A 20,216-nucleotide genomic window follows, 5' to 3' on the forward strand; every position below is an offset into this window, starting at 1 on the left:
TGTAACGCTAACGGTAGCGCTTTCATGGCGAACCGGAAAGGACCAAAGTGGCCTCATGTCCACCACCGTCGCGCCCAGCTGTTGACTCCGCGCCGACGGGCTGGGTCTACCGGCGTGCGGAGCAGCACCCGGACCTGGTGCCCGGCCGCGGCCAGGCGCGCGACCATCGGGCGGCCCATCCGCCCTGCGCCGACGAACCCGATTCTCACCGGGGATGATCCATCAGGGCCAGTGCCGCGTCGGCCGCCGCGAGCACGGCGCCGGCCTCGGCGCCGGCGGCCGTTGCGAGGTCGGCGATCAGCCGCACGTCCTTCTGTAGCAGCGGCCCCGCCAAACCGGCAAGTCGGTCCAGACCGCCGCTGTCGGCAAGAGCGTTGAGCGCAAAGCTGTTTCCGCTACCGCGGGCGACGACCTCGACGAGCCGCTCCGCAGCGATGCCGAGGGACTGCGTCAGCGAGAGGGTAGCGGCCGCGATGCCCAGGTGGGCGGTGAACAGCAGGTTGTTCAACAGTTTGGCGGTCTGGCCGGCGCCGAGCTCACCGAGATGGACGACCGGATCGCCAAAGGTCTCGAAGACTGGACGGCAGCTCTCGACGGTGTCGGCGTCGCCGCCGACCATCACCATCAGGCGGCGCTCGGCGGCGGCCGAGCCGCCTCCGCTAACGGGCGCGTCGATCACCGAAACCCCTTTACTGCCAGCACTTTTCGCCAGCGCTTTGCAGGTGTCGGGGTGCACCGTGCTATGTAACGCGATTACGCTGCCAGGCATGACACCGGTGAGCAGTCCCTGCTCGCCGTCGGCGACTTCTTCGATGTCGACCGCCCCGACCACGCAGAGGCAAATCAGATCGCTGGCTGCGGCGAGTTCGGCCGGCGAGTGCGCGATGGTCGCTGGGGTGTCCTCGAATGGCGTAACCGAGGCGGATCGACGGGCCCACAGTGTGGTGGGAAAACCGCCCTCGATGATCCGTCGGGCCATCGGGCCGCCCTGACTGCCCAACCCGATGAATCCCACCCGCATCAACCGGCCTCCTCTTTCTCCGCGTCGCGCGCCGAGCGAGCGATCACGCATTCCGTCACGAACGCGAGAACCTCCGCGTGGTACTGCGCTGCGGTGTGGCCGAGGCTGATGTTGTGCCCCGCGCCGGGTTGTCGGTGCACTGTGCACCGCGGCGCGGCGGAGAACATCGCAACGATTTCCTCGATCGCCGAATCATCGCTCTGCCAAACTTGTTCGTACTCCGCGATGCTGAAGTGCACCGGCACCCGCACCGCCGGGGCCAGCGTCGAAAAGGTGTGACGGGACCAATCCGAGACCATCTGGTCCTCGTAGGCCGGCGCGCTCGGGGAGACGGTGACGCCGGACAGAATCTCGGGCGGATACAGATGTTCGGGATGCCACAGCAGCTCCCGCAGCCCCGACGGGCGACGTTCGCGTGTGGCCGACCTCAGCATCTCGCGAGCCGCGGACTGGTAGTGCCGGCCGGTGCCGGCCAGCTCGATGCCGAGCAGATCAATGCCGCGCTCGTCGGCCGCCATCCGCAGCGTCAGTTCGCAACCGCCCGAATGACCAACCACGAACAGGCCAGCGCCGAAAGGTTTTTCGCTGAGGGTGCGATCGACGGCCCCGTAGGCTAGTCGGACCCGTTGGTGACCTTCAGTCATCGCCTCGGGGTAGGCGGCCGAGCTGCCGTAACCGGGACGGTCGAGTGCCACGACGGTGAATCCCGCTGCGGCGCCGGCGCGCAACAGCGAATACGCCGGATAGCCGGGGCAGTCGAAATATGTTGCGGTAGTTCCGCCGCCGTGGATGGCCACGATTACGGCCTTAGGGTCGGGTGCCTCGGCGACGATCGCCGACATCGGTACCCCGTCGACGATCACGAGTCGGGGACGGACGCTCATGCGTCGCTTCTCAGCAAAATCACGCCGCTGGGTGTCAAGCCTCCGCTGCTGACCACGCCGACTCGGGCGCCGGCGACCTGGCGATCGCCCGCCTCGCCGCGCAGCTGGGTGACCGCCTCGTGCAGCAGACCCATGCCATGCGTGCGGCCATGCGACAGCTGGCCGCCGTGGGTGTTGAGCGGCAGCTGGCCATCGCGGGCGATGTTCTTGCCGCCGTCGAGGAAGTCCTTGGCCTCGCCGATCCCGCAGAACCCCAGCGCTTCGATCCAGGACAGGCAGTTGAACGAAAAGCCGTCATACAGCTCGGCGACGTCGACGTCGTCGGGCCGCAGCGATGTGCGCGTCCACATGTGCGCCGCCTGCCCGAGCACCTGCGGCTCGTGGGTCAGCGTGCTCTGATCCCAGTCGAGTCGCTCGATGATCTGCGTCCCCACCGCCTCCACCAGCACCGCGGGCTTGGCCAGGTCGCGGGCCGCGTCGACCGCCGAGACAATCACGGCGACCGCCCCGTCGCACGGCACGTCGCAGTCGTACAGGCCGAATGGTGTGGTGATGGTCCGCGCGTTCAGGTAGTCGTCCATCGTCATCGTCGTCCGGTAGATGGCCGTCGGATTGAGCTCAGCGTTGGCACGCTGATTCAACGCGATCCAGCCCAGCGTTTCTTTGGTGGTGCCGTAGCGGTGGAAGTGGCGCTGGGCGTTCATCGCCAGGGTGTGTGCGGCGGACGTGGCGCCGAACGGCATCTGCCAGCCCGACATTCGGCCCATCGGTGGCATGATCTTGCCTTGCTTCATCAGCTCGCCGTGGGTGGCTTCCCATAACGTTCGGAAGCACAGCACATGCCTCGCCAGCCCACAGGCGACCGCTTGCATCGCGGCGATTACCGACCCGCCGGGGCCGAACGTCTCCATCGCGCCGTTGTGCCACGTCGGCCGGATCCCCAGCGCGGCCTCGAGCGCGGTCACGCCGCCCTCACCGAATCCGCCGACATTGATGGCGCCGGGGTAGGTCGACAGGCCGTCGATGTCGGCATAGGTTAGGCCGGCGTCGGCGATGGCGGCTGCGCAGGCCTGCACCGTCAGTGCCAGTGGCGGCGCCATCAGGCGGCGGCCGATGGGCGACATGCCGATCCCGCTCAGCACGACCTTGTCCTCGAATTTCTCCTCGGTGAGCATCGGTCTGACGTGCGCGCCGAACAGCTCGGGGGCGATGTCGTCGACTGGCAACTGACCGGGCTCGGCGTCGGATGCCGGGCGAAACAGCGGAAACCAGACGTTCTCGACCTGCTCGAATACGACCTCGACTTGCTGACCGAGCTCGAGCCGATCAGTGTCGCAGTCGACGAGGTTGGTGGTCAGGCGAACTCGCGGGTCCTCCGCGATTGCCACCTGCGCGATTACGTAGGGTGCCGGCAGTCCGGGCAGGCTGAAGCGCTCGTTGACGGTGAATCCGGCCAGCGTCGCCTTGCCGGAGACGGCACGCACCCCGACATCTAGGGAACGGCAATAGCGGCACACCGGCGCCGGCGGATGGATCAGCGAGTCGCAGGCCTGACATACCTGCAGCCGGAGCTGTCCATCGGCACCCGAGGTCCAGAAGAACTCGTTTTCTGCGGTCACCTGGGGCAGCGGTCGGCCCGGTGCTGCTGACACGTCACCTCCGGGGGCCGTCCGACCCACATATTCGGTAGGGCCGTTATACGAATCGGAGAATTACGTTATCACCGAGCACCGGCGGTGATCCAGCTCGCGTTGCCGCCAGCAATTACAGCGGCACCCAGACGCCGTTGAGGTAAACGCCCCACTGGTGAAACCCGACGCTCCAAGTCGGGGCCACCGGTGACCACCACGGCCACGGCGGCGGTGGCGGGACGTTCTGCCCGGCAAATGACGGTGCATAGGCCGGAGCGGGTATGTACCAGGCTGGCGCCGCCGGTGGCGGTTTGCATTCGCCGGTCGCCCAATTCCACGACATGGTGAGATCGCACTGCGCCGAGCTGATGCCCGGCGTCGCGATTACCGCAACTGCCGTCGCCATCAGCGCGATCGCGAGGGTGGTAGCCAAACGCCGAACAAACCGCATCATGGTGGGCCTCTCATCGGCTTTCCCGACCGTGGTTCGCTTCAGCTTATTCCGTTGACAACGCCGCGACCACGTCGAAAAGGTCCGGTGCCACGACAGTCAGCCACGTCATGATGCGTTCACGGCCGAGCGGTCAGGGACCGACGGACGGGCCGGCGCACCACTCCCGAACCCTTACGCGCCAGTCGGAGAGCTCAACGCGTGAACCCCCACTCGGCTTCGTTCTCTTCGGTTTTCAGGTGCTCGGCAGGGTCGTCGGACTCGCCCAGGTCGGCCATTGCCGGCTGCGGCGCGGGGGATCTGGGTTGACCTATCTCGGTGATGGCATGGACCGGGCAGTCCAGCAGTGCCCGCGTGACGGCGTCGCGGTCCGCCGCGCCCACGGCCCCGTCTCCGATCAGGGACGCATAGCCCCAGTCGTCGAGCGAGAAGTAGCCCGGCGCGTGCTTGGCGCAAATGCCGAAGCCGTCGCAGACGGTGCGGTCCAGGCGGATTCTCATGCGTTTCTCCCTGCTTCCGCCTCGTAGGGACGATCGGCGCGGAGTGCGCCATGCACGCAGACCGGGCAGGTGCCGCCGAGATGTGCGGCGACGTCGGCCGGGAATTGGTCGAGCAGGGTGGCCGCAACGTTGGTGGCCGCATCCAGGGTTGCGCACGCCCCGCGTCCGCGCAGCAGCACCGACCAGCGGCGCAATCGGTCGACGTCCTCGGTGGTCGCCGCACCGTCGCGCAGCGCGCCTGCGGCCGCCGCCATGGCCGCCGTCCCGTTGAAGCAGGACCCGCATTGGCCGGCGTTTTCTCGGTCGAAGTAGGCCAGCACCGACGCTGCTACCGCGACGGGGCAATCGTCGGTGATCAGCGAGATCGCGCCGCAACCCAGACCGCTGCCCTGGCGCCGCATCGTCTCGTGATCGAGTGTGGTCTCCAATACCGTGCGGTTGAGCAAACCGGCGAAGTATCCGCCCATCAGCACTCCCCGCAGCCGGTCGGGGGAAACACCATGCACCGCAAGCAATTCCGTGAACGCCACGCCGTGCGGCAGTTCGTAGAGGACCGGCGGCTTACCTCCGCCGGTGATGGTGGCCAGGAAAGTGCCGGGTGACAGCGACGTGCCCGCCGCACGGAACGCGGCTGCGCCGTGCCGTTGCAGGTAGGGCAGATTGGCCAGCGTCTCCACGTTGCTCACCAACGTCGGCCGGTCGGACACGCCCGCCTCGAATGGGCGTGGCGGCTTGTCGGTCGGTTTGGCCAGGCCCTCGTTGATCATCCGGACCGCGGCAGTCTCCTCGCCCGCGACGTAACCGGGTTGTACCGTCACCAATTTTATGCTGACGCCCTGACCGTCGGAACCGAGCTCGCCGAGCGCGGCTTCGATGCTGTGTGCCGCCTCCGGATCGGACACGTACACGTAGGCGCGGTCGGCGGCGACGACTGCCGCGGCCAACCGCAGCCCGTCCAACACCAAGTGCGGTCGGTGGCGCAGCAGCCATCGGTCCTTGACCGAAGCCGGTTCTCCCTCTTCGCCGTTCGCGATCACGACAGTGCCGCCGGTGGCCGCGATCACCTGTCCGTTGTCGCGGACGGTCCGTAATTTCACCGCAAGGGGAAAGGCTGCGCCCCCCCGGCCAAGGAGCCCGCTGGCCTCGACCTCATGCAGCAATGCATCAGTGTCGGCGAGTGCGGCGTAGCCGCCGAGCCGACGGTAGGCGCTGAGGTCTTCCCGACCGCCTTGCTCGGTGAGCAGACGCGGGAAGCACCCCGGAAAGATGATGGTGGTCAGCGTGGTGGACTGGGTGGTGTTCAAGGCTGGCCTGCCATCGACTTGGTTAGGCTTGCGCCCATGCGGACTGCGGTGGTGCGTGTCAATGTCGACCCGGACGGTGTGCTCACGGCCGCACAACTGCGTGACGGCATGGGCAGGCTGCGCAAAGTTGCGGCCGAGACCGGGGCTGACGTGGTTGAAAACGACCTGGCATCCAAGCCGGTGAGCCGCCGTGAAGTTGAGCTACTGATCACCGCCGAAGACGGCGGCACCGCCAAAGCCGCGGCAATAACCCTGTGCGCCAGCGTGTTCGGTACCAATCCCGTTCCGGGCGTGGTCACGTTCGTCAGCCGCGGAACCGATGACGATGCCCTGGGCGTGCTGTCCGCGTTCGGCCTCACCGGTGAGATCGAGCGCACGCCCGGCGACCTCGGGTTCGACGTGGTGCAGGTGACGCTGCGCGAGGCGGACCTCGAACGGATTCCGGAAAGCCGAATCCACACGGCACTGGAGGCGTCGCTCAACTGCGAGGTCCACATTCGCACAGTGTGAGTCATCACGACCCCAGGAAGTCCAGAATCGCCGGCGCCGCCCGCACCCACGTATCGAACATGTTGAAGTGCTTGACCCGTCCGGCGGCGCGGTCTTCGGCTGCCCGCTCCCACGCGTCCTCAGGCCAGGGCGGATCGATCAGCTTTGATCCTTTGATCAGGCAACTGACTTCCAACGATGTTCGCTTGGGATGGTCCATGTCGTTCTCGCCGCCACGGATGATCAGGGTGGGAACCGTGATCCGGTCGAACATCTCATCCTCGACGCCCGGAATCGTCTGTCCCGGTTTGGAAACGAACGCATTGAGCCAGCGCAGCATGACCTTGAGGAACTCGCCGGAGTCGAATTCCAGGAAGCGCTGCTTGTTGTTCGGGTTCTCCTCGATACGTTCACGCCACTCCTGCACCTTCACCACGCCCTCCATCCCGGTGCCGCGCACCGCCAGGATGCTGGGAATGATGTAGAAGGACCCCAGCACGAAGGTGCCGTAGATACCGCCGACGATGTTCCACACCACGAGCTTGGTGACCAGCTGCGGGTAGAGCATCGTCGTCAGCATGGAATCCCTTGCACCGCCGGAACCTCCGGCCAGGATGCAGCGCTGGAAGCCGAGCCCCGTCACCAACTTGTGCAAGGTTTCGGCCCGCATGTGGGACTCGCTTTGCCCGTAAAACTGTACATCGGACGCGCCGCAGTTGGGCCGGTCCCACAACAGCACCCGGTAGCCGCCCGCGACCAGGGCCTCGGCCAGCGGGCGGAGCCCGGGGATCTCCTTGCTGAACCGGCCTCCGGGCGTCAGGGCAATGAGATCGCCTGAGTCACCGAGGATTTCGTAGACGACATTTCCCCCGTTGATCTCAATAGCGGGCACGCGATTCTCCTGTGGTTAGGCCTGTACCAAAACGTCATTGCCGACGACGCGTACCGGATAGGTGCGGATACTCCATTCCGGCTTGACCGCGGTGGTGCCAGTCGCCAGCTCGAAACCCCATTGATGCCACGGGCAGTAGATGTATTCCAGGTCGCGCACCATCACCGAGTCGCCCGGCGCGGTCTCGTCGACGATGGTGCGACCTCGAGCGCGTCCCGAACAGAGCGGACCGCCTTGATGCGGGCAGTAATTCGCGATCGCGTAGAAGGCGCCGTTGACGTTGTACACACCGACGCCATGACGCCCGATCGGTACCAACTTGTGTGTGCCCGGCGGGATTTCGTCGACGGTGGCGACAACGTGTTCGCGACCCTGGGCGAGACGGGGTTCGGGGCGCCGCGTGGTTGCCCCTTCCTCTTTGGCCGTCAACTCAAAGCACCCGGGTCTGACCCTCGAGGACCGGCACGGTCTCGGGTAGGTGGTAGGTGGCGATGCCGTTCTTGTACATCACCGCATCCCGCGCGTGCTTAGGCAGGTGTTTGACCAGCCACCGTGGATCGTCGAATGTCCAATGCGGGTAGTCCGACGAGAACAGCAGAATCTTCTCGCACTCCATCCATTCCAGCGCGCGGGTCAGCTCCGTCTTGTCTTCGGGATAGTCCAGCGGCTGGGTGGTGAACTTGATGTGGTCCTTGACGTACTCCGACGGCTTGCGCTTGATGTCGACCCACGATTTGCGGGCCTGGTAAATCGCGTCCATGCGCCACATCAGCGGCAGGATCCAGGTGAACGCGTGCTCGACGAAAACGATGCGCAGCGACGGGAATCGATCGAAAACACCGTCGAAGATCAGGCTCATCACCTGGTTGGCGGCTAGCAGCGAGTAGGTCACCATGAAGTCGTGGTTGTAGCTGGGGAAGCCCACCGGCGGGATGGGCAACTCGTCGAATTGGCTGCGCGACAGGTGGCAACTCACGGTGATGTCGTGCTTGGTGGCGGCTGCCCAGATCGGATCGTACTTCGGATGACCCCAGGACGGCCGCGGCTCGGCCTTGATCAGGATCTGCGCCATGTAGGGGTGCCCGGCCCACTTCTCGATCTCGCGCGCGGATTCCGCCGGCTCCTCGATGGCGCAGCAGATCGAACCGCGCCACCGTTGGTGCCAATTGTTGTGGCTGTCCAGCCAGTGATTGGCCTGCCAGTCGTTCAGCGCGGCCGACATCGCGTGCTGCGCTTCGGGTAGGCGCGCCGGGTAGGCGGCCGGTTCCAGAATGGCGATGTCCGAACCCGCCTCCATGATGAGCTGGCGAAACGCTAAATCGGGGTCGCTGCAGGGAAATTCGCCGTTGGCGGGGAAAGAGTCCACCCGCATCGCGTAAGAGTGGGCGTAGTCGGGAGCGTCGTAGTAGATCTGCTCGCCAACAGTGCGGGTCAGGAAATACTTACTGCGCCAAGGCTCGGGGATGTATGGGACGAGCTCACCGCGTTTGGGTGCCGGGTGGACATCCGAATCGACGCAACGGACCGCAATGCGCTCGGTTGCCGGAACCCGCTCCTGGGAATGGGTCAACGTCATCTCAGCACTCCTCGGTCTTGCGTCTTGCCTCTACTGTGCGCTTACCCCGGCGGGGATGTCTATGCCGTAGAGCTGTGCCGCGTTGCGCCAGCACAGCTTTTCGCGCTGCTCGGCGGACAGGGCGCGGGGCAGCTGCTGCGCATCGCCGCATTGCCAGTGCGGGTAGCTGGAGCCGAACATCACCATGTTGTCCTTGCCGGTGAAGCCGAACCATTCGCCGGCGAATTCGACATCGCCGGGCCCGTCGAGACTGCCCTGCACGAAATACACGTGACCGGGCAGGTAGTCGCTGGGAATTCGTGGCGCCCACGGCGTCTGCTCGAGGTGCGGCCGGCCGAACGTGTCCATCCGCCAGATGAACGGCGTGATGAAGTCGGCGGCCCCATCGCCCCACACGAACCTGAGGCCGTCGAATCGCTCGAACACTCCCTCGGCGATCATGTTCATCTGGTGATAGAGGTAGTTCAGCGCCATGAAGCTGACGTACTGCTCATAAGTGCGGGTGTTCCCGCTCGGCGTCGGGGGGAGCGCGATGCCGGAGCCCACTTCGATATGGGCGGCGACGGGCAGGCCGGCGTCGGCGGCGGCTTCCCACAGCGGCCAGAACTGCGGTTTGCCGTACAGCTCACGGGACTGCAACGGCACGCCGATCTGGACCACGCGCGGATGCGACCGCCACTTCTCGATCTCGCGCAGCGCGCCGGGGATGTCATCGGGGTTGACGCGGATGGTGCCACGGAACCGCTCGCCGAAGGTGTCGGACTCCAGCCACTTCGACACCATCATTTCGTTGTGCGCGGCGTGCAGCGCCGTCCCCAGGTGTCGGTCTGGCATGATGCCTCGGGCCATCGGGTGCAGGACGGCCACGTCGACCCCGCGCTTCGAAAAGAGCTCGCGGCCAACGAATTCAGGGTCCGAACCGGGGTACCCCCGGTTCGGACCTTCGGTGTTGGGCGCATATTCACCGCCCGGTGCGCCGTACCAGTCCATCTCGTAGTCGGGGAAGCCACGACTCTTGAACGGCTCACGCAGGGTCGCGCGCAGCGCCTTGTTGGAGGGAAAGAAGATGTGCACGCTCGCGTCGATCAGCGGGGTGCTGGTTCCGTCAGCATGTTCGATCACGACCGCCACCCTTCGGTTCCGGTAGCCAGAGTGAGCCCAACGCGGTCACAAGATAGATAATCTAACATTCTTCTCGGCTGCCGATCAATGGATTTCCGGTAAGCGTCTCGGTTAATGATAAGACCAGGTAGTTGCCGGTATTGTCGTCATCAGAGCAACTGTCGTTCTTCAATCAGGATAATACCATTCTCCCCGTTCGTGGTTCGTGATCCACTGCTGCGCGGAGGTTGCGTTTCGGGTTCTGCCACTTCGCCCGGCTGAATGGCCCGGTTTACAGATCTGTACCGATTGTCACGGCGCTCACGGTCTCAGCGATTTCTCAGCGGACCTGCGCCAGCATGTGGATTGCTCGGCAGGAACGGCACGCGGCCCACTTATGAGAACGAGACCGGAAGGTCGTCTTGATGACGGACGTTACGAGACACGCGTTGACCAAGGTGCCAGCGGTCACGTTGGGCTTCTGGATCATCAAAGTCCTGGCGACGACGCTGGGCGAGACCGGCGGCGACACCGTCACGATGACGCTGGACTGGGGATACGCCGCCGGCGTTGGGCTCTTCGGCTTCGCGTTGGTGGCACTGGTTGCCGCGCAGATCTATGCCAAGCGATTTCATCCGACCTTGTACTGGGCGACGATCATTGCCTCGACGACGTTCGGCACGGTGTTGGCCGATTACGCCGATCGGTCGCTCGGGATCGGCTACACGGGCGGCTCGCTACTGCTGCTGACGTGTCTGCTGGCGACCCTGGCACTGTGGCGGTGGTCGGAGGGGACGGTCTCGGTCAGCACGGTTTGCACGCCCAGGGTGGAGGCGTTCTACTGGGCAACCATTACGTTTTCTCAGACGCTCGGCACCGCGCTGGGCGATTGGCTCGCCGACACGAGCGGATTCGGCTATGAACGCGGCGCGCTGGTCTTCGGTACGGCACTGCTCGCAGTCGTGGGCCTTTACTACTGGACCGGCATCTCGCGCGTCGCCCTGTTTTGGGTGGCATTCATCCTGACTAGGCCGCTGGGCGCAACCGTCGGTGACCTGCTGGATAAGCCTGTCGCCGACGGAGGCCTTGCCCTGAGTCGCCCGCTGGCTTCCGCGGTTCTCGGCGCGCTGATCGTCGCGTTGCTCATCGTCCTGCCGCAGCGCGCTGGCCGTCACCCCGGGCACGCCGACGGGACGACGGCGACATCGCGGCGAGGAGCGAAATCCAACGAACGTCAGCCGGCAGGCGACAGTCCGGACCCAAACTCGTGATTACATCGCGCCTTTCGCGGGCCCGGCGCACGACGTAGCGTACCGATATGAGAGTCCTGCTTGTCGAGGACGAGGCGCGGTTATCGGCGACGTTGTCGATGGGGCTCAGGGCGGAGGGCTTCGTCGTGGTGGCTGTGGGCACCGGCATCGAAGGCCTGCACGAGGCCACCGAGAACACCTTCGACGTCGTAATTCTTGACATCATGTTGCCCGGGCACAGCGGGTATGAGGTCCTGCGCCGAATGCGGGCGCGGGAGGTCTGGACGCCGGTGCTCATGCTGACAGCCAAGGATGGCGAGTACGACGAAACCGATGCGTTCGAGCTCGGAGCAGATGACTATCTGACCAAACCGTTTTCGTTCAGGGTGCTGGTGGCCCGTCTCCGTGCATTGGCGCGGCGCGGCGCGCCAGAGCGGCCGGTAGTCATGACGGCGGGATCGCTGTCACTGGATCCCGCTCGGCACACGGTGCAGCGCGGCTCCAGCCCGATCTCGCTGACCCCGCGTGAGTACGGGCTACTGGAGTTTCTGATGCGCAAAAAAGACATCGTGGTGACCAAGGCGGAGATCTTGCGCAACGTCTGGGATGCCCATCATCAAGGGCCCGACAACGTCGTCGAGGTGTACATGGGGTACCTACGCCGTAAGATCGACATTCCCTTTGGCACCAACACCATTGAAACGCTTCGTGGCGTCGGTTACCGCCTGATCGGCTGAGCGAAAACCTCTCAACGCCGACGTCTCGGGCCGCGGCTGCGCCGCCTAGTGACGAGAAGACCTGGACCGTACTCGATGACCGAGGCCTCGGGCTTGACCACGTTGTTGGGTTGTTTCAGCGAGATCCGTCTTTTCTCTGAGGAAATGTCACGATCATTGTGGTTCCGCCGCCGGGTCGGTCGTCAATGGTAACCGTGCCGCCGTGTGCGGCCGCGATCTCGGCGACGATCGCCAAGCCCAAACCGGTTCCGCCGCCGGTGCGGGCCCGATCATCGTCCAGTCGCACGAACCGCTCGAAGACCCGGCCACGATCGGCGGCCGCGATGCCGGGGCCGTCATCGCTGACGGTGAGTATCGCCATACCGTCCCGGCTACCGACGCAAATATCGACGCGTGAATTAGCATGGCGGACCGCATTTTCGATGAGGTTGCGGATGGCACGGCCCACCGCCGCCGGGTCGCCGATGAACGTTGTCGGGCAGGTATCGGTGCGAATCTCGCGTTGTGAGTCGCGTCGCAACCGGTCCGCCTCAACCTCCGCGAGGTCCGCGAGAGGCACCACATCGTTGCGTAGCACCAGGTTTCGCTCGTCGGCACGCGCGAGCAGCAGCAGATCGTCGATCAGCGCGCGCATCCGCTGAGCCTCGGGAAGTAGCGTACCGACCGCCAATTCCGAGTCGAGCAATTGGGGATGGGCCTCAGCGACTTCCAGGCCGGAGATGATGGTAGACAGCGGGCTTCGAAGTTCGTGGGATGCGTCGCTGACGAAGCGCTGTTGGGCCCGGTGTCCTGCTTCGACGCGCGCCAGCATTTCGTTCATGGTCACGGCCAAGGCCGAAATCTCGTCACGACTGGTAGGGACCGGGACTCGTTCAGCCAGGTCGGAAGCCGAGATGTCAGCGACCCGGCTGCGGATCGCGTCGACGGATTGCAGAGATCGCCGAACGAGCCAGTAGCTAGCCGCCGCCGCCACCGCGATGACCATCGGTGCGCCACCGGCGAAGAGCAGAGCGAAGGTACGCGCGGTGGCCTCGACCGCTTCGCTCCCCCCGCCAACCAGGACCGTGTACTCGCCGGTCGCGGTGTTCACTCGTTGACCGCTGAGGCGCATGTTGTCATGGGGCACTTCGTCGTCGGGGATGCCGCGGCGCAAGTTGAGATCGAAACGGGTGACGGGGACCAACGCCGTGTCCGGCGCGAGCCCAGACCGGCTTATCACCTCGCCATCCGGGCCGATCAGCTGGACCGCGACCACGTGTTGGTCGGTGGCAAGCAGCGCGCTGTCGAGTCGCGCGGGTGATTCGGAGTGCAGTTCTTCGATGATGTTGCGGACCCGATCCTCGGTCGCATCGTCGACGGCGTCCAGCAACGACCGATAGAGGATCGCGTCCAATACCGTGCCGGCGAGCGTGAGCGCCACCAATACGACGATTGCCGACACAGCGGCCGACCGAGCGGGAACGCCCAGATTCGGAAGGCGCACCGCAGACCGGTGCCGCCGTAACGGCCAAACCGTAGACATCCGCACGGTCTGATTCTGCCGGGCGCCAGGCCGGCTGAGAACAGCGCAGCTCACCGGCGTTCTCAGTGGATTCTCAGCGGTCCGCTCCTATTCTGGGAAGCCGAAGTTCACAACTGGTCCGGCTTGCCAGTCTGCTGCAGCAGGTTGGGATCCCTGGCCGGGTGATTGACCTGGAGCGCAACAGCCGGAGACATCGGGAAGATGCACGCGCGCAACCACACTGGAGTCGGTGGCAATCTGGTCGATGCCGGGCATAGGCAATTCTTAGGCAAGACATAGGCATTGGTAAAAGCTGTAGGGGACAATGCAATGAGGGCCAAATTGCCGGGCAAAAGCGCTCAACGATCATGAGGGGGATGATGAACAACCACGCCGACCCGGTCACGCGGCCGGACTCTATGAGTCAGGTCGCAGTCATCAACGACGTTGCAGGAGGGCGGCCCAAACCGCGATTGCGCGGCTGGATCCACCTTTATAGCGCGGTGGCCGCCTTCTTCGCCGGTTCTGCGTTGGTGGTGGTGTCATGGGCGCTGGAGTCCAGACGCGCCGGGCATTCGACGCTGACGTACGCGTTGGCGATCGTGGCGATGTTCGGTGTCAGCGCGATCTACCACCGCGTCCACTGGGAGTCGCCGGTCGTCCGAAAATGGATGCGGCGGCTGGACCACTCCATGATCTTTGTGTTCATCGCCGGCAGCTACACGCCGTTCGCCCGGCTGGTTATGCCACGCACCACGGGATACGTGGTGCTTTCCGTCGTGTGGGGCGGCGCGGTGGCCGGAATCCTGCTGACGATGTTTTGGCCGTCGGCGCCGCGGTGGCTCGGGGTGATGTTGTACCTGATGCTGGGCTGGGTGGCGATTTGGTACACCCCGTTGATCCTGCACAACGCCGGGGTTGCCGCGACAGTGTTGCTGGCGGTGGGCGGCGCGCTGTACAGCATCGGCGCGGTGTTCTACGCGCTGCGCTGGCCGGATCCGTGGCCGCAGACATTCGGCTATCACGAGCTCTTTCACGCGTGCACCGCGATTGCCGCCCTCTGCCAATACATCGCGATGTGGTACGCGGTCTTCTAGCTCGGCGAATTCGCCTGTCCCACTGGGACACCGGCCGCTCTCTCGAACGGCTTGATGACCGCCGTGAAATCCGAGTCGCTGCCTCCCTCACGCGCCGCGGGTTTCCCAGAACCGGCCCGATGGTCTCCGCTACGTCCAAGGGCACGCCGAGCGCTTTGGCCTCGTCGAGGCAGAACCGCACGTCCTTGAGCATCAGGCAGGTGGCGAAGCCGTAGTCGAAGGTGTGCGGCGCTAAGAAACCTATTTCGCAACCCGATGAACCCGATCTCGGCCGTGGCCGCTAGCCCACGTCCGCGCTGTGATCCAGTTCGGCGAACACCTCACGGGCGATGCGGAAACTGTCGACCGCAGCAGGAACCCCGGCATAAATGGCCACCTGCAAGAAGACCTCGCAGATCTCCTGGCGGCTGACACCGTTGGTTAGTGCCCCCTTGATATGGGCGCGTAATTCGTTGGGCCGGTTCAGGATCGGGATCATCGCCAAGTTGAGCATGCTGCGCGTCTTCGGGGCCAACCCATCTCGGCCCCATACTGCGCCCCAGCAGTATTCGGTGACAAGATCTTGCAGCGGTTGGCTGAACTCGTCTGTGTCGGCCAGCGCCCGCTTGACGTAATCCTCGCCGAGCACCGCCGAACGGATGTCAAGGCCCCGGTGGTACGTTTCGCGATCCAATCCTCTTCTCCTTTTTCTAGGCGCGACCACGGTTTTGATCGTGGTGAACAGTCGCAGTGAACGTAGGGATTGTCCGGTCGCCGGGGCGATGTTGCCGTATGCCTCTGCCGAAGCCACCGGGAAGCCGTCGATGAAGGATTGGGTGCTGCTCACACGCCTCCTAACCTCGGACGGTTACCTCAACGCTAGTGGATAGTGGCCTCAGGAATGCCCGGGCCGAAGGGAGTGACCATGACGGGAGCCAGCAGCGACGTCGGGGAAGTGATGTCGACCGCGCGAACGATCCGGCGCTTCACTGACGAGCCGGTCGAGGACGTCACGCTGGCGCGTTGCCTGGAGGCGGCGCGGTGGGCACCGTCGGGCCCGGACCTACGGTGCGACCTACGAAGTGCACGATCGGGCAGGGGAATTCATTTCGGTTCTGTTCGCCCAGCGGCACTATCCGACGGCCTGCGAGCTGTTGCTGGGCGGTTCGATTTTTCCCGCCATGCAGAACTTTCTGCTGGCCGCGTGCGTCCAGGGCCTGGGGGCATGCATGACCAGCCGGGCTTCCTACGGGGGAGAGCAATTGTTGCGCGAGGCCATCGGAGTGCCCGAGGACTGGTTGGTTGCCGGACACATCGTCGTCGGGTGGCCCGCGGGCCAGCATGGTGCGCCGCGGCGCCGCCCACTTGCCGAGTTCGTCACCCTCGATCACTGGGACCGGGCCGTGCCGGCCTCGTCGACACCGTCTCAGACCGGCGCCAGCCCCGGGGCGACGGCTCCGCATCGATACGTCATACGCCGAAACCGAGATTAATAATTTCGCAACCGAGAATGATATTCTCGCAGTGGCGGTGACGACAGGAGGCGGGCCCAATGCTGTTGGAGTTCGATGCTGATCAGCGACTGTGGCAGGACACGGTGCGCGACGCCGTCGCCAAGCAGTGCCCGCCGTCGCTGGTGCGAAGCGTGGCCGAGGACGGCGTCGACCCGAGCCCGCTCTGGAAATCGTATGTAGACCAGGGCTGGACCGAGCTCAACGAGTCGGACAGCGCCGTCGAGCTGGCCATTCTGCTCGAAGAGCTCGGCCGCGCGACCGATCCCACGCCATTTCTGGCCACCATGAGTCAGTTCGCGCCGCTGGCCGGGGACCGCTTCGACCCGCACCAGTCGGGCACCGCCGTCTACGGCGGGGTGGCGGCGCACCGCAACGCAGACGGATGGGTGCTGGACGGAACTGCGCGCCACGTGCTCGACGGTGACCGCGCGGACCGACTGGCCGTGGTGACCGACGCCGGAGTTTTCCTCGTAGCGTCCAGTCAGGTGTCCGCCCGGCGCGCCGCGGTGTTCGACCCCGTGCTGCACGTCGCTGATCTGTCGTTTGCCGATGTGCGGGTACCCGACCGCGATCGGCTGACCGTCGATGCCGAACGCGCACATCACCTCGCGCTGACCGGGATGGCCATCACGATGGTCGGTGCCTGCCAACGCATCCTCGACCTCGTGCTCGAACACGTCAAAAGCCGCCAACAGTTCGGCGTTGCGATCGGAACTTTCCAGGCCGTGCAACACAAGGCAGCCGACATGCACGTTGCGGTGGAACGGGCCCGGGCGCTGGCCTACTTCGCCGCATTGACGATCGCTGCCGACGATCCCCGCCGCCGGCTGGCCGCGGCGATGGCCAAGGCCTCGGCGGGGGAGTGTCAGTCGCTGGTGTTCCGGCACGGTCTTCAGTTGCACGGCGCGATGGGATTCACCTGGGAGAACGATTTGCAGTTCGCGTTGAAACGGGCCAAGGCCGGGGAGCTGATGCTCGGCGGTGCTGCCGAGCACCGCGCGCGGATCGCGGAGGAATACCGTGCAGCTGACTTTTGATTCTGACGTCGAGGAGTTTAGGGCCGAGTTTTCGGCGTTCCTCGACGAGAATCTGCCTGCCGCAAACGAAACGCTCGAACGGCCGCGATCGGTGTCGCACATGCCGCAGTGGGCGCGCGACTGGCAGCGACTGCTGTTCGACAACGGCTGGCTGCTGCCCAGTCAGCCGCCGGAATTCGGCGGGCGCAACGCGACGGTAATTCAGCAATTCGTCTATCTCGAGGAACTCAGCCGGCGGCGGATCTACCACAGTTTCAACCCGCAGGGCGTGAATATCGTTGGGGCTTCCCTCTTGTCGTTCGGCACCGAGGAGCAGAAGCGCCGCTGGGCGGTGCCGATCCTGCGCGGTGAGATCACCGCATCACTGGGCATGAGCGAGCCCAGTGCGGGCTCGGACCTTGCGTCGCTACGCACCCGCGCTGTTCGCGCAGCTGACTCAGCAGGCGATCACTTCGTGATCAACGGGCAAAAGGTGTGGACCTCGGGTGCCCATGATGCAGATGTCCTGCTGACGTTCGTACGCACGAACCCAGATGTGCCGAAGCACAAGGGAATCAGCGTGCTGATCGTCCCCACTGCAACCCCCGGAGTCGTGTGCCGGCCGTTCCCGTCCATCTGTGGTGCCGACGACCTGGATTTCAATGAGGTGTTCTTCACCGATGTCCGGGTGCCGGCGGAGAATTTGGTGGGCGAGGTTGACCAGGGCTGGCAGGTCGCCAACGGGTCACTCGGCCACGAACGGACGATGATGTGGCTCGGCTTCGCCGATCGGCTGGAGAACATGATTGCCGACTTCCACCCCTACACCGAGGTCGAACGCGACCAGTACGCCAGCACGATCATGGACAAGCAGGCACTGCGCCTGCTGGGTTCCGCGGCGCTGGCCCGTGCGGCACGCGGCGAAGACGATGTGGCCGCGATCTCGGTGCTCAAACTGCTCGGGTCCGAGGCCGAGTTGCGGGGCATGGAACTGGCACTGACCGCCGCGGGTTCCGACGGGCTCATTCACCCGGGGCAGACCGGGCCCTACGCGCACATGAACCTCGATCACTATTTCGCCAGCTGGTTCGACCGTTATGCGCGAAGCTTTTCCGGCACCATAGCCGGCGGCACCTCCGAGATCCAGCGCAACATCATCGCGCAGCGCGTACTGGGCCTGCCCCGCGGCTAGTGCTTCGCCCTGACTCTCAAACCGGTTCGAACTTGGTGATCAGCCAGGCGCCGTTGACTTTGGTCAAACTGACCAGCACGCTGCTCGACGACATCGCGGGGTCGGGGTTGTCCTTGCTGGTGGTGCTCTGATCGACCAATACCAGCACCACGGCCGAGTCCGGGTGTAGTTCCTGGACCGCGGCCCCCAGTACCCGCGCGTTGGTCTTCAGCGACTTCTGTTTGGCCGCCGGTGCCACGATCTGTTCGGTGAACTGGTTGTAGTACGACAAAAAGTCCCCGGACAGGTGGGACTTGGCGGCGGCGAAGTCTTTGTCCAGCGAGTCGGGTGAGTACGACAGCAGGGCGACGGTTCCGTCCGAAGCCGAACTGACAACGGCGTTGGCGACGCTGGCGTTGGTTTGCTGGTCGGGCCGGTAGTCCTTGAAGTACAACCATGCTGCCGCCCCGCCGGACAGCAGCAGGAGCGAAATCAAGAGAAGGGGAACGGATTTCGCCTTCAGCCAGGCGCGAAAGTCGCCAGGCCTGCTCCGTTCCGGTTGTTCTGCAGCGTCGGCGGCGTCGCTGTCGCGGTCGTCCTCGCTCATGGAATGAACTCCAGTTTGGACATCTTGTACTGGCCGCCGTCCTCGGTGACTGTGACCTTGAGCCGCCACCTGCGCGGTTCGTCCTTGGCGCCCGCGGCGTTGGTGATCCGCGACGTCGCCGCGACCAGCACTACGGCAGAATTCCCGTCCATGGATTGCACGGCGGCGGCCGTGACGTTTCCCTCGGTGACCACTTTGGACTGCTCAACGACGGTGATGAAATCCTTTGCGCGCTGCTGGAAATCGTCCCGGAACTGTCCGGTTGAGCTATCGATTACCCGCTGGACGTCCTCCTTGGCCCGATTGAAGTCCAAGGAAGTCATGTTGACGACGCCTTGTTTTGCTCCGGCGAGGAAATCTGCGGCGCGCTGGTTACGCTCGCTGATTTCATGACGCTGCCACATCATGTAAACGCTGGCCGCGACGAAAACGCAGATGAGGACGACCGCGGCCGCCTTCCACGTGACGGACCAGGATGGCAACCGCAACCGGCGCCGGGAACGGGCTGACTCGGATTCCGGTTCGGCGTCTTCGGCGGTTTCGCGGGACGTCGCTACTTCGGCGTCCTCGGTTTCCTCCGGGTTTTCGGCGTCGTCCGGCGTTTCGGCGGGTTCGTCCTGCGTCTCGGCTTCATCGGCGTTGGTGTCGACCGGGTCTTCGTCGGCGGCCGGGACGACCTGGGTCGCCGCGGGCTCTTCAGTGGTCTGCGCCTCGGTCTCGCCGGCGTCGTTTTTGGAGTCGGCTTCGGGATCTTCTTGGGTGGCTTGGGCCAGCGCCTCGCGCCGGAGCCGGGCGGCACGGGCGCGGGCACGCGCGGCAGCGGCCAGTGCTTCGGCTTCGGCGGCTTCCGCTTCGGCTTCGGCTATCAGCGCCATGGTGTCGGCTTTCGATGTCGCCGAATTCTGCGGCGGCGTCTTCTTCGCCTCAGCCACCTCGCGTACTCCCCGTTGCTGAACGTCTCACGCGGCTACCATCGCATGAGCGAGAACGGGTATGTGATAGTCCCCCCTGGTGCGCCACCACATCCCGTGTCGAACGTCGAGTCGACCTGACCGGCCAGTGTCACCGCGTCCCATGAATAAACGTCATGGGAGGGAAAGAACTGGACCACGCAACGCACGCCGTCGGGGACGTCGACGACCATGGTGTAGCGACCGTTGGCGAGGTGAGCATCTGTCTTCCAGGGCGCCGCTTGCCCGTTGGGTTGCGGAATCGCTTGCACGGTCAGGCATCCCGGCGCTTTCGGAACGCACGGGCTCAGCGACCAAATCCAGCTGTGGCCGGGATCGCGGTTTGTGTCGACCCGGTAGTTGCCAATGATCATGTCCGCGTGGGCGGTCGGCGTGACCGTCAGCGCGGCCGTGGCCAGCGCGAAGCTCGCAGCGAGAGTCTTCACCGACGTGTCTCCCCTCTCCGGACGCGCTCGACGTGAATATATAGCGGGCGGCCGTGCTGAACCGAGCTATTCGGACACATTGGAGCACTCAACCGTCGG

The 20,216-nt window shown here is 64.9% G+C and carries 22 protein-coding genes and 3 pseudogenes; 7 read left to right on the forward strand and 18 right to left on the reverse strand.

The annotated features are described in order from the left end of the window. Nucleotides 1-110: 110 nt before the first annotated feature. The 7 genes and pseudogenes from G6N33_RS15935 to G6N33_RS15965 form a co-directional block, all read right to left on the reverse strand. Nucleotides 111-209: pseudogene (locus G6N33_RS15935) on the reverse strand (NAD(P)-binding domain-containing protein); the annotation flags it as partial. Beyond that, a complete protein-coding gene (locus G6N33_RS15940) occupies nucleotides 206-1,021 on the reverse strand; it encodes an NAD(P)-dependent oxidoreductase (RefSeq protein ID WP_044508385.1) in 816 nt (271 codons plus the stop codon). The gene G6N33_RS15940 and the pseudogene G6N33_RS15935, both read right to left, overlap by 4 nt. Beyond that, nucleotides 1,021-1,905, reverse strand: coding sequence for an alpha/beta hydrolase (locus G6N33_RS15945; protein WP_044508384.1), 885 nt, complete (start codon nucleotides 1,903-1,905; stop codon nucleotides 1,021-1,023). Before G6N33_RS15945 ends, G6N33_RS15940 begins: the two co-directional genes overlap by 1 nt. Further along, nucleotides 1,902-3,557, reverse strand: coding sequence for a thiolase C-terminal domain-containing protein (locus G6N33_RS15950; RefSeq protein WP_044508383.1), 1,656 nt, complete (start codon nucleotides 3,555-3,557; stop codon nucleotides 1,902-1,904). The genes G6N33_RS15945 and G6N33_RS15950 overlap by 4 nt, the downstream gene beginning before the upstream one ends. 112 nt (nucleotides 3,558-3,669) lie before the next feature. Then, nucleotides 3,670-3,969 (reverse strand): hypothetical protein, encoded by a 300-nt coding sequence (locus tag G6N33_RS15955; protein WP_231382489.1) that lies wholly within the window; start codon nucleotides 3,967-3,969, stop codon nucleotides 3,670-3,672. A gap of 212 nt (nucleotides 3,970-4,181) precedes the next feature. Further along, complete coding sequence (locus G6N33_RS15960) at nucleotides 4,182-4,487, reverse strand: ferredoxin (RefSeq protein WP_081662347.1); 306 nt, start codon at nucleotides 4,485-4,487, stop codon at nucleotides 4,182-4,184. Continuing rightward, the gene (locus tag G6N33_RS15965; protein ID WP_101528630.1) at nucleotides 4,484-5,791 is read right to left on the reverse strand and encodes an NADH-ubiquinone oxidoreductase-F iron-sulfur binding region domain-containing protein; all 1,308 of its coding nucleotides are present in this window, start codon (nucleotides 5,789-5,791) and stop codon (nucleotides 4,484-4,486) included. The genes G6N33_RS15960 and G6N33_RS15965 overlap by 4 nt, the downstream gene beginning before the upstream one ends. Nucleotides 5,792-5,827: 36 nt before the next feature. Between G6N33_RS15965 and G6N33_RS15970 the strand changes: the two genes are divergently transcribed. Next, nucleotides 5,828-6,301 carry a hypothetical protein gene (locus G6N33_RS15970; RefSeq protein ID WP_044508381.1) on the forward strand — a complete coding sequence of 158 codons (474 nt, stop codon included), beginning with the start codon at nucleotides 5,828-5,830 and terminating at the stop codon, nucleotides 6,299-6,301. 4 nt (nucleotides 6,302-6,305) lie between these two features. Here the strand turns inward: G6N33_RS15970 and G6N33_RS15975 are convergent, their stop codons facing one another. Genes G6N33_RS15975 through G6N33_RS15990 form a run of 4 tightly spaced genes read right to left on the reverse strand, consistent with a single transcriptional unit; the run spans nucleotide 6,306 to nucleotide 9,870 of the window. Beyond that, nucleotides 6,306-7,172: an alpha/beta fold hydrolase gene (locus G6N33_RS15975; RefSeq protein ID WP_044508380.1), complete on the reverse strand. Its 867-nt coding sequence runs from the start codon at nucleotides 7,170-7,172 to the stop codon at nucleotides 6,306-6,308. Nucleotides 7,173-7,187: 15 nt separating this feature from the next. Continuing rightward, complete coding sequence (locus G6N33_RS15980) at nucleotides 7,188-7,601, reverse strand: Rieske (2Fe-2S) protein (protein WP_044508379.1); 414 nt, start codon at nucleotides 7,599-7,601, stop codon at nucleotides 7,188-7,190. Nucleotide 7,602: 1 nt separating this feature from the next. Beyond that, nucleotides 7,603-8,748, reverse strand: a complete 1,146-nt coding sequence (locus G6N33_RS15985; protein WP_044508378.1) for an amidohydrolase family protein — start codon at nucleotides 8,746-8,748, stop codon at nucleotides 7,603-7,605. Nucleotides 8,749-8,778: 30 nt separating this feature from the next. Beyond that, nucleotides 8,779-9,870: an amidohydrolase family protein gene (locus tag G6N33_RS15990; protein WP_044512404.1), complete on the reverse strand. Its 1,092-nt coding sequence runs from the start codon at nucleotides 9,868-9,870 to the stop codon at nucleotides 8,779-8,781. A gap of 404 nt (nucleotides 9,871-10,274) precedes the next feature. On the opposite strand from G6N33_RS15990, the gene G6N33_RS15995 reads away from it, so the two are divergent. Together G6N33_RS15995 and G6N33_RS16000 are read left to right on the forward strand one after the other, a co-directional pair. Further along, nucleotides 10,275-11,120 carry a COG4705 family protein gene (locus tag G6N33_RS15995; protein ID WP_081662082.1) on the forward strand — a complete coding sequence of 282 codons (846 nt, stop codon included), beginning with the start codon at nucleotides 10,275-10,277 and terminating at the stop codon, nucleotides 11,118-11,120. 47 nt (nucleotides 11,121-11,167) lie between these two features. After that, on the forward strand, nucleotides 11,168-11,836 hold the full coding sequence (locus G6N33_RS16000; protein WP_044508377.1) for a response regulator transcription factor: 669 nt from the start codon (nucleotides 11,168-11,170) through the stop codon (nucleotides 11,834-11,836). Nucleotides 11,837-11,951: 115 nt separating this feature from the next. Here G6N33_RS16000 and G6N33_RS16005 read toward each other — a convergent pair whose 3' ends face one another. Further along, a complete protein-coding gene (locus tag G6N33_RS16005) occupies nucleotides 11,952-13,358 on the reverse strand; it encodes a HAMP domain-containing sensor histidine kinase (RefSeq protein ID WP_044508376.1) in 1,407 nt (468 codons plus the stop codon). A gap of 398 nt (nucleotides 13,359-13,756) precedes the next feature. Here G6N33_RS16005 and trhA point away from each other — a divergent pair, with 398 nt between their 5' ends. Beyond that, nucleotides 13,757-14,434, forward strand: a complete 678-nt coding sequence (trhA, locus tag G6N33_RS16010; RefSeq protein ID WP_231382675.1) for a PAQR family membrane homeostasis protein TrhA — start codon at nucleotides 13,757-13,759, stop codon at nucleotides 14,432-14,434. Here trhA and G6N33_RS27870 read toward each other — a convergent pair. From G6N33_RS27870 to G6N33_RS27765, 3 genes and pseudogenes are all read right to left on the reverse strand, one after another. Further along, nucleotides 14,431-14,669, reverse strand: a pseudogene (locus G6N33_RS27870) (NAD-binding protein); the annotation flags it as partial. The gene trhA and the pseudogene G6N33_RS27870 overlap by 4 nt on opposite strands. A 45-nt stretch (nucleotides 14,670-14,714) precedes the next feature. After that, nucleotides 14,715-15,107, reverse strand: a complete 393-nt coding sequence (locus tag G6N33_RS16015; RefSeq protein WP_044512400.1) for a carboxymuconolactone decarboxylase family protein — start codon at nucleotides 15,105-15,107, stop codon at nucleotides 14,715-14,717. 185 nt (nucleotides 15,108-15,292) lie between these two features. Next, nucleotides 15,293-15,427 (reverse strand): hypothetical protein, encoded by a 135-nt coding sequence (locus G6N33_RS27765; RefSeq protein ID WP_269473955.1) that lies wholly within the window; start codon nucleotides 15,425-15,427, stop codon nucleotides 15,293-15,295. Between G6N33_RS27765 and G6N33_RS16020 the strand changes: the two are divergent. The 3 genes and pseudogenes from G6N33_RS16020 to G6N33_RS16030 all read left to right on the forward strand — a co-directional run bounded on the left by G6N33_RS16020 (nucleotide 15,372) and on the right by G6N33_RS16030 (nucleotide 18,135). Then, nucleotides 15,372-15,906, forward strand: a pseudogene (locus tag G6N33_RS16020) (nitroreductase family protein). The gene G6N33_RS27765 and the pseudogene G6N33_RS16020 overlap by 56 nt on opposite strands. A gap of 59 nt (nucleotides 15,907-15,965) precedes the next feature. Beyond that, nucleotides 15,966-16,964, forward strand: coding sequence for an acyl-CoA dehydrogenase family protein (locus G6N33_RS16025; RefSeq protein WP_044508374.1), 999 nt, complete (start codon nucleotides 15,966-15,968; stop codon nucleotides 16,962-16,964). After that, nucleotides 16,948-18,135: an acyl-CoA dehydrogenase family protein gene (locus G6N33_RS16030; RefSeq protein WP_044508373.1), complete on the forward strand. Its 1,188-nt coding sequence runs from the start codon at nucleotides 16,948-16,950 to the stop codon at nucleotides 18,133-18,135. The genes G6N33_RS16025 and G6N33_RS16030 overlap by 17 nt, the downstream gene beginning before the upstream one ends. Before the next feature lie 16 nt (nucleotides 18,136-18,151). Here the strand turns inward: G6N33_RS16030 and G6N33_RS16035 are convergent, their stop codons facing one another. From G6N33_RS16035 to G6N33_RS16045, 3 genes are read right to left on the reverse strand one after another with little or no spacing between them, the layout of a single operon-like run. After that, entirely contained in the window at nucleotides 18,152-18,721 is a 570-nt protein-coding gene (locus G6N33_RS16035; protein ID WP_044508372.1) for a hypothetical protein, read from the reverse strand. Beyond that, nucleotides 18,718-19,653, reverse strand: a complete 936-nt coding sequence (locus G6N33_RS16040; RefSeq protein ID WP_044508371.1) for a hypothetical protein — start codon at nucleotides 19,651-19,653, stop codon at nucleotides 18,718-18,720. Before G6N33_RS16040 ends, G6N33_RS16035 begins: the two co-directional genes overlap by 4 nt. A 35-nt stretch (nucleotides 19,654-19,688) precedes the next feature. Beyond that, complete coding sequence (locus G6N33_RS16045) at nucleotides 19,689-20,045, reverse strand: hypothetical protein (RefSeq protein ID WP_044512398.1); 357 nt, start codon at nucleotides 20,043-20,045, stop codon at nucleotides 19,689-19,691. Nucleotides 20,046-20,216 lie beyond the last annotated feature (171 nt).

Origin of the sequence: Mycobacterium simiae, assembly GCF_010727605.1 — a bacterium.
Classification (GTDB): domain Bacteria; phylum Actinomycetota; class Actinomycetes; order Mycobacteriales; family Mycobacteriaceae; genus Mycobacterium; species Mycobacterium simiae.

Bases quoted from the DNA above. Each gene is read 5' to 3' on its own strand.
- G6N33_RS15940 (WP_044508385.1), bottom strand. From the start codon at position 1,021: ATGCGGGTGGGATTCATCGGGTTGGGCAGTCAGGGCGGCCCGATGGCC.
- G6N33_RS15945 (WP_044508384.1), bottom strand. From the start codon at position 1,905: ATGAGCGTCCGTCCCCGACTCGTGATCGTCGACGGGGTACCGATGTCG.
- G6N33_RS15960 (WP_081662347.1), bottom strand. From the start codon at position 4,487: ATGAGAATCCGCCTGGACCGCACCGTCTGCGACGGCTTCGGCATTTGC.
- G6N33_RS15970 (WP_044508381.1), top strand. From the start codon at position 5,828: ATGCGGACTGCGGTGGTGCGTGTCAATGTCGACCCGGACGGTGTGCTC.
- G6N33_RS15985 (WP_044508378.1), bottom strand. From the start codon at position 8,748: ATGACGTTGACCCATTCCCAGGAGCGGGTTCCGGCAACCGAGCGCATT.
- G6N33_RS15995 (WP_081662082.1), top strand. From the start codon at position 10,275: ATGACGGACGTTACGAGACACGCGTTGACCAAGGTGCCAGCGGTCACG.
- G6N33_RS16000 (WP_044508377.1), top strand. From the start codon at position 11,168: ATGAGAGTCCTGCTTGTCGAGGACGAGGCGCGGTTATCGGCGACGTTG.
- G6N33_RS16005 (WP_044508376.1), bottom strand. From the start codon at position 13,358: ATGTCTACGGTTTGGCCGTTACGGCGGCACCGGTCTGCGGTGCGCCTT.
- trhA (WP_231382675.1), top strand. From the start codon at position 13,757: ATGAGTCAGGTCGCAGTCATCAACGACGTTGCAGGAGGGCGGCCCAAA.
- G6N33_RS16025 (WP_044508374.1), top strand. From the start codon at position 15,966: ATGCTGTTGGAGTTCGATGCTGATCAGCGACTGTGGCAGGACACGGTG.
- G6N33_RS16035 (WP_044508372.1), bottom strand. From the start codon at position 18,721: ATGAGCGAGGACGACCGCGACAGCGACGCCGCCGACGCTGCAGAACAA.
- G6N33_RS16045 (WP_044512398.1), bottom strand. From the start codon at position 20,045: ATGATCATTGGCAACTACCGGGTCGACACAAACCGCGATCCCGGCCAC.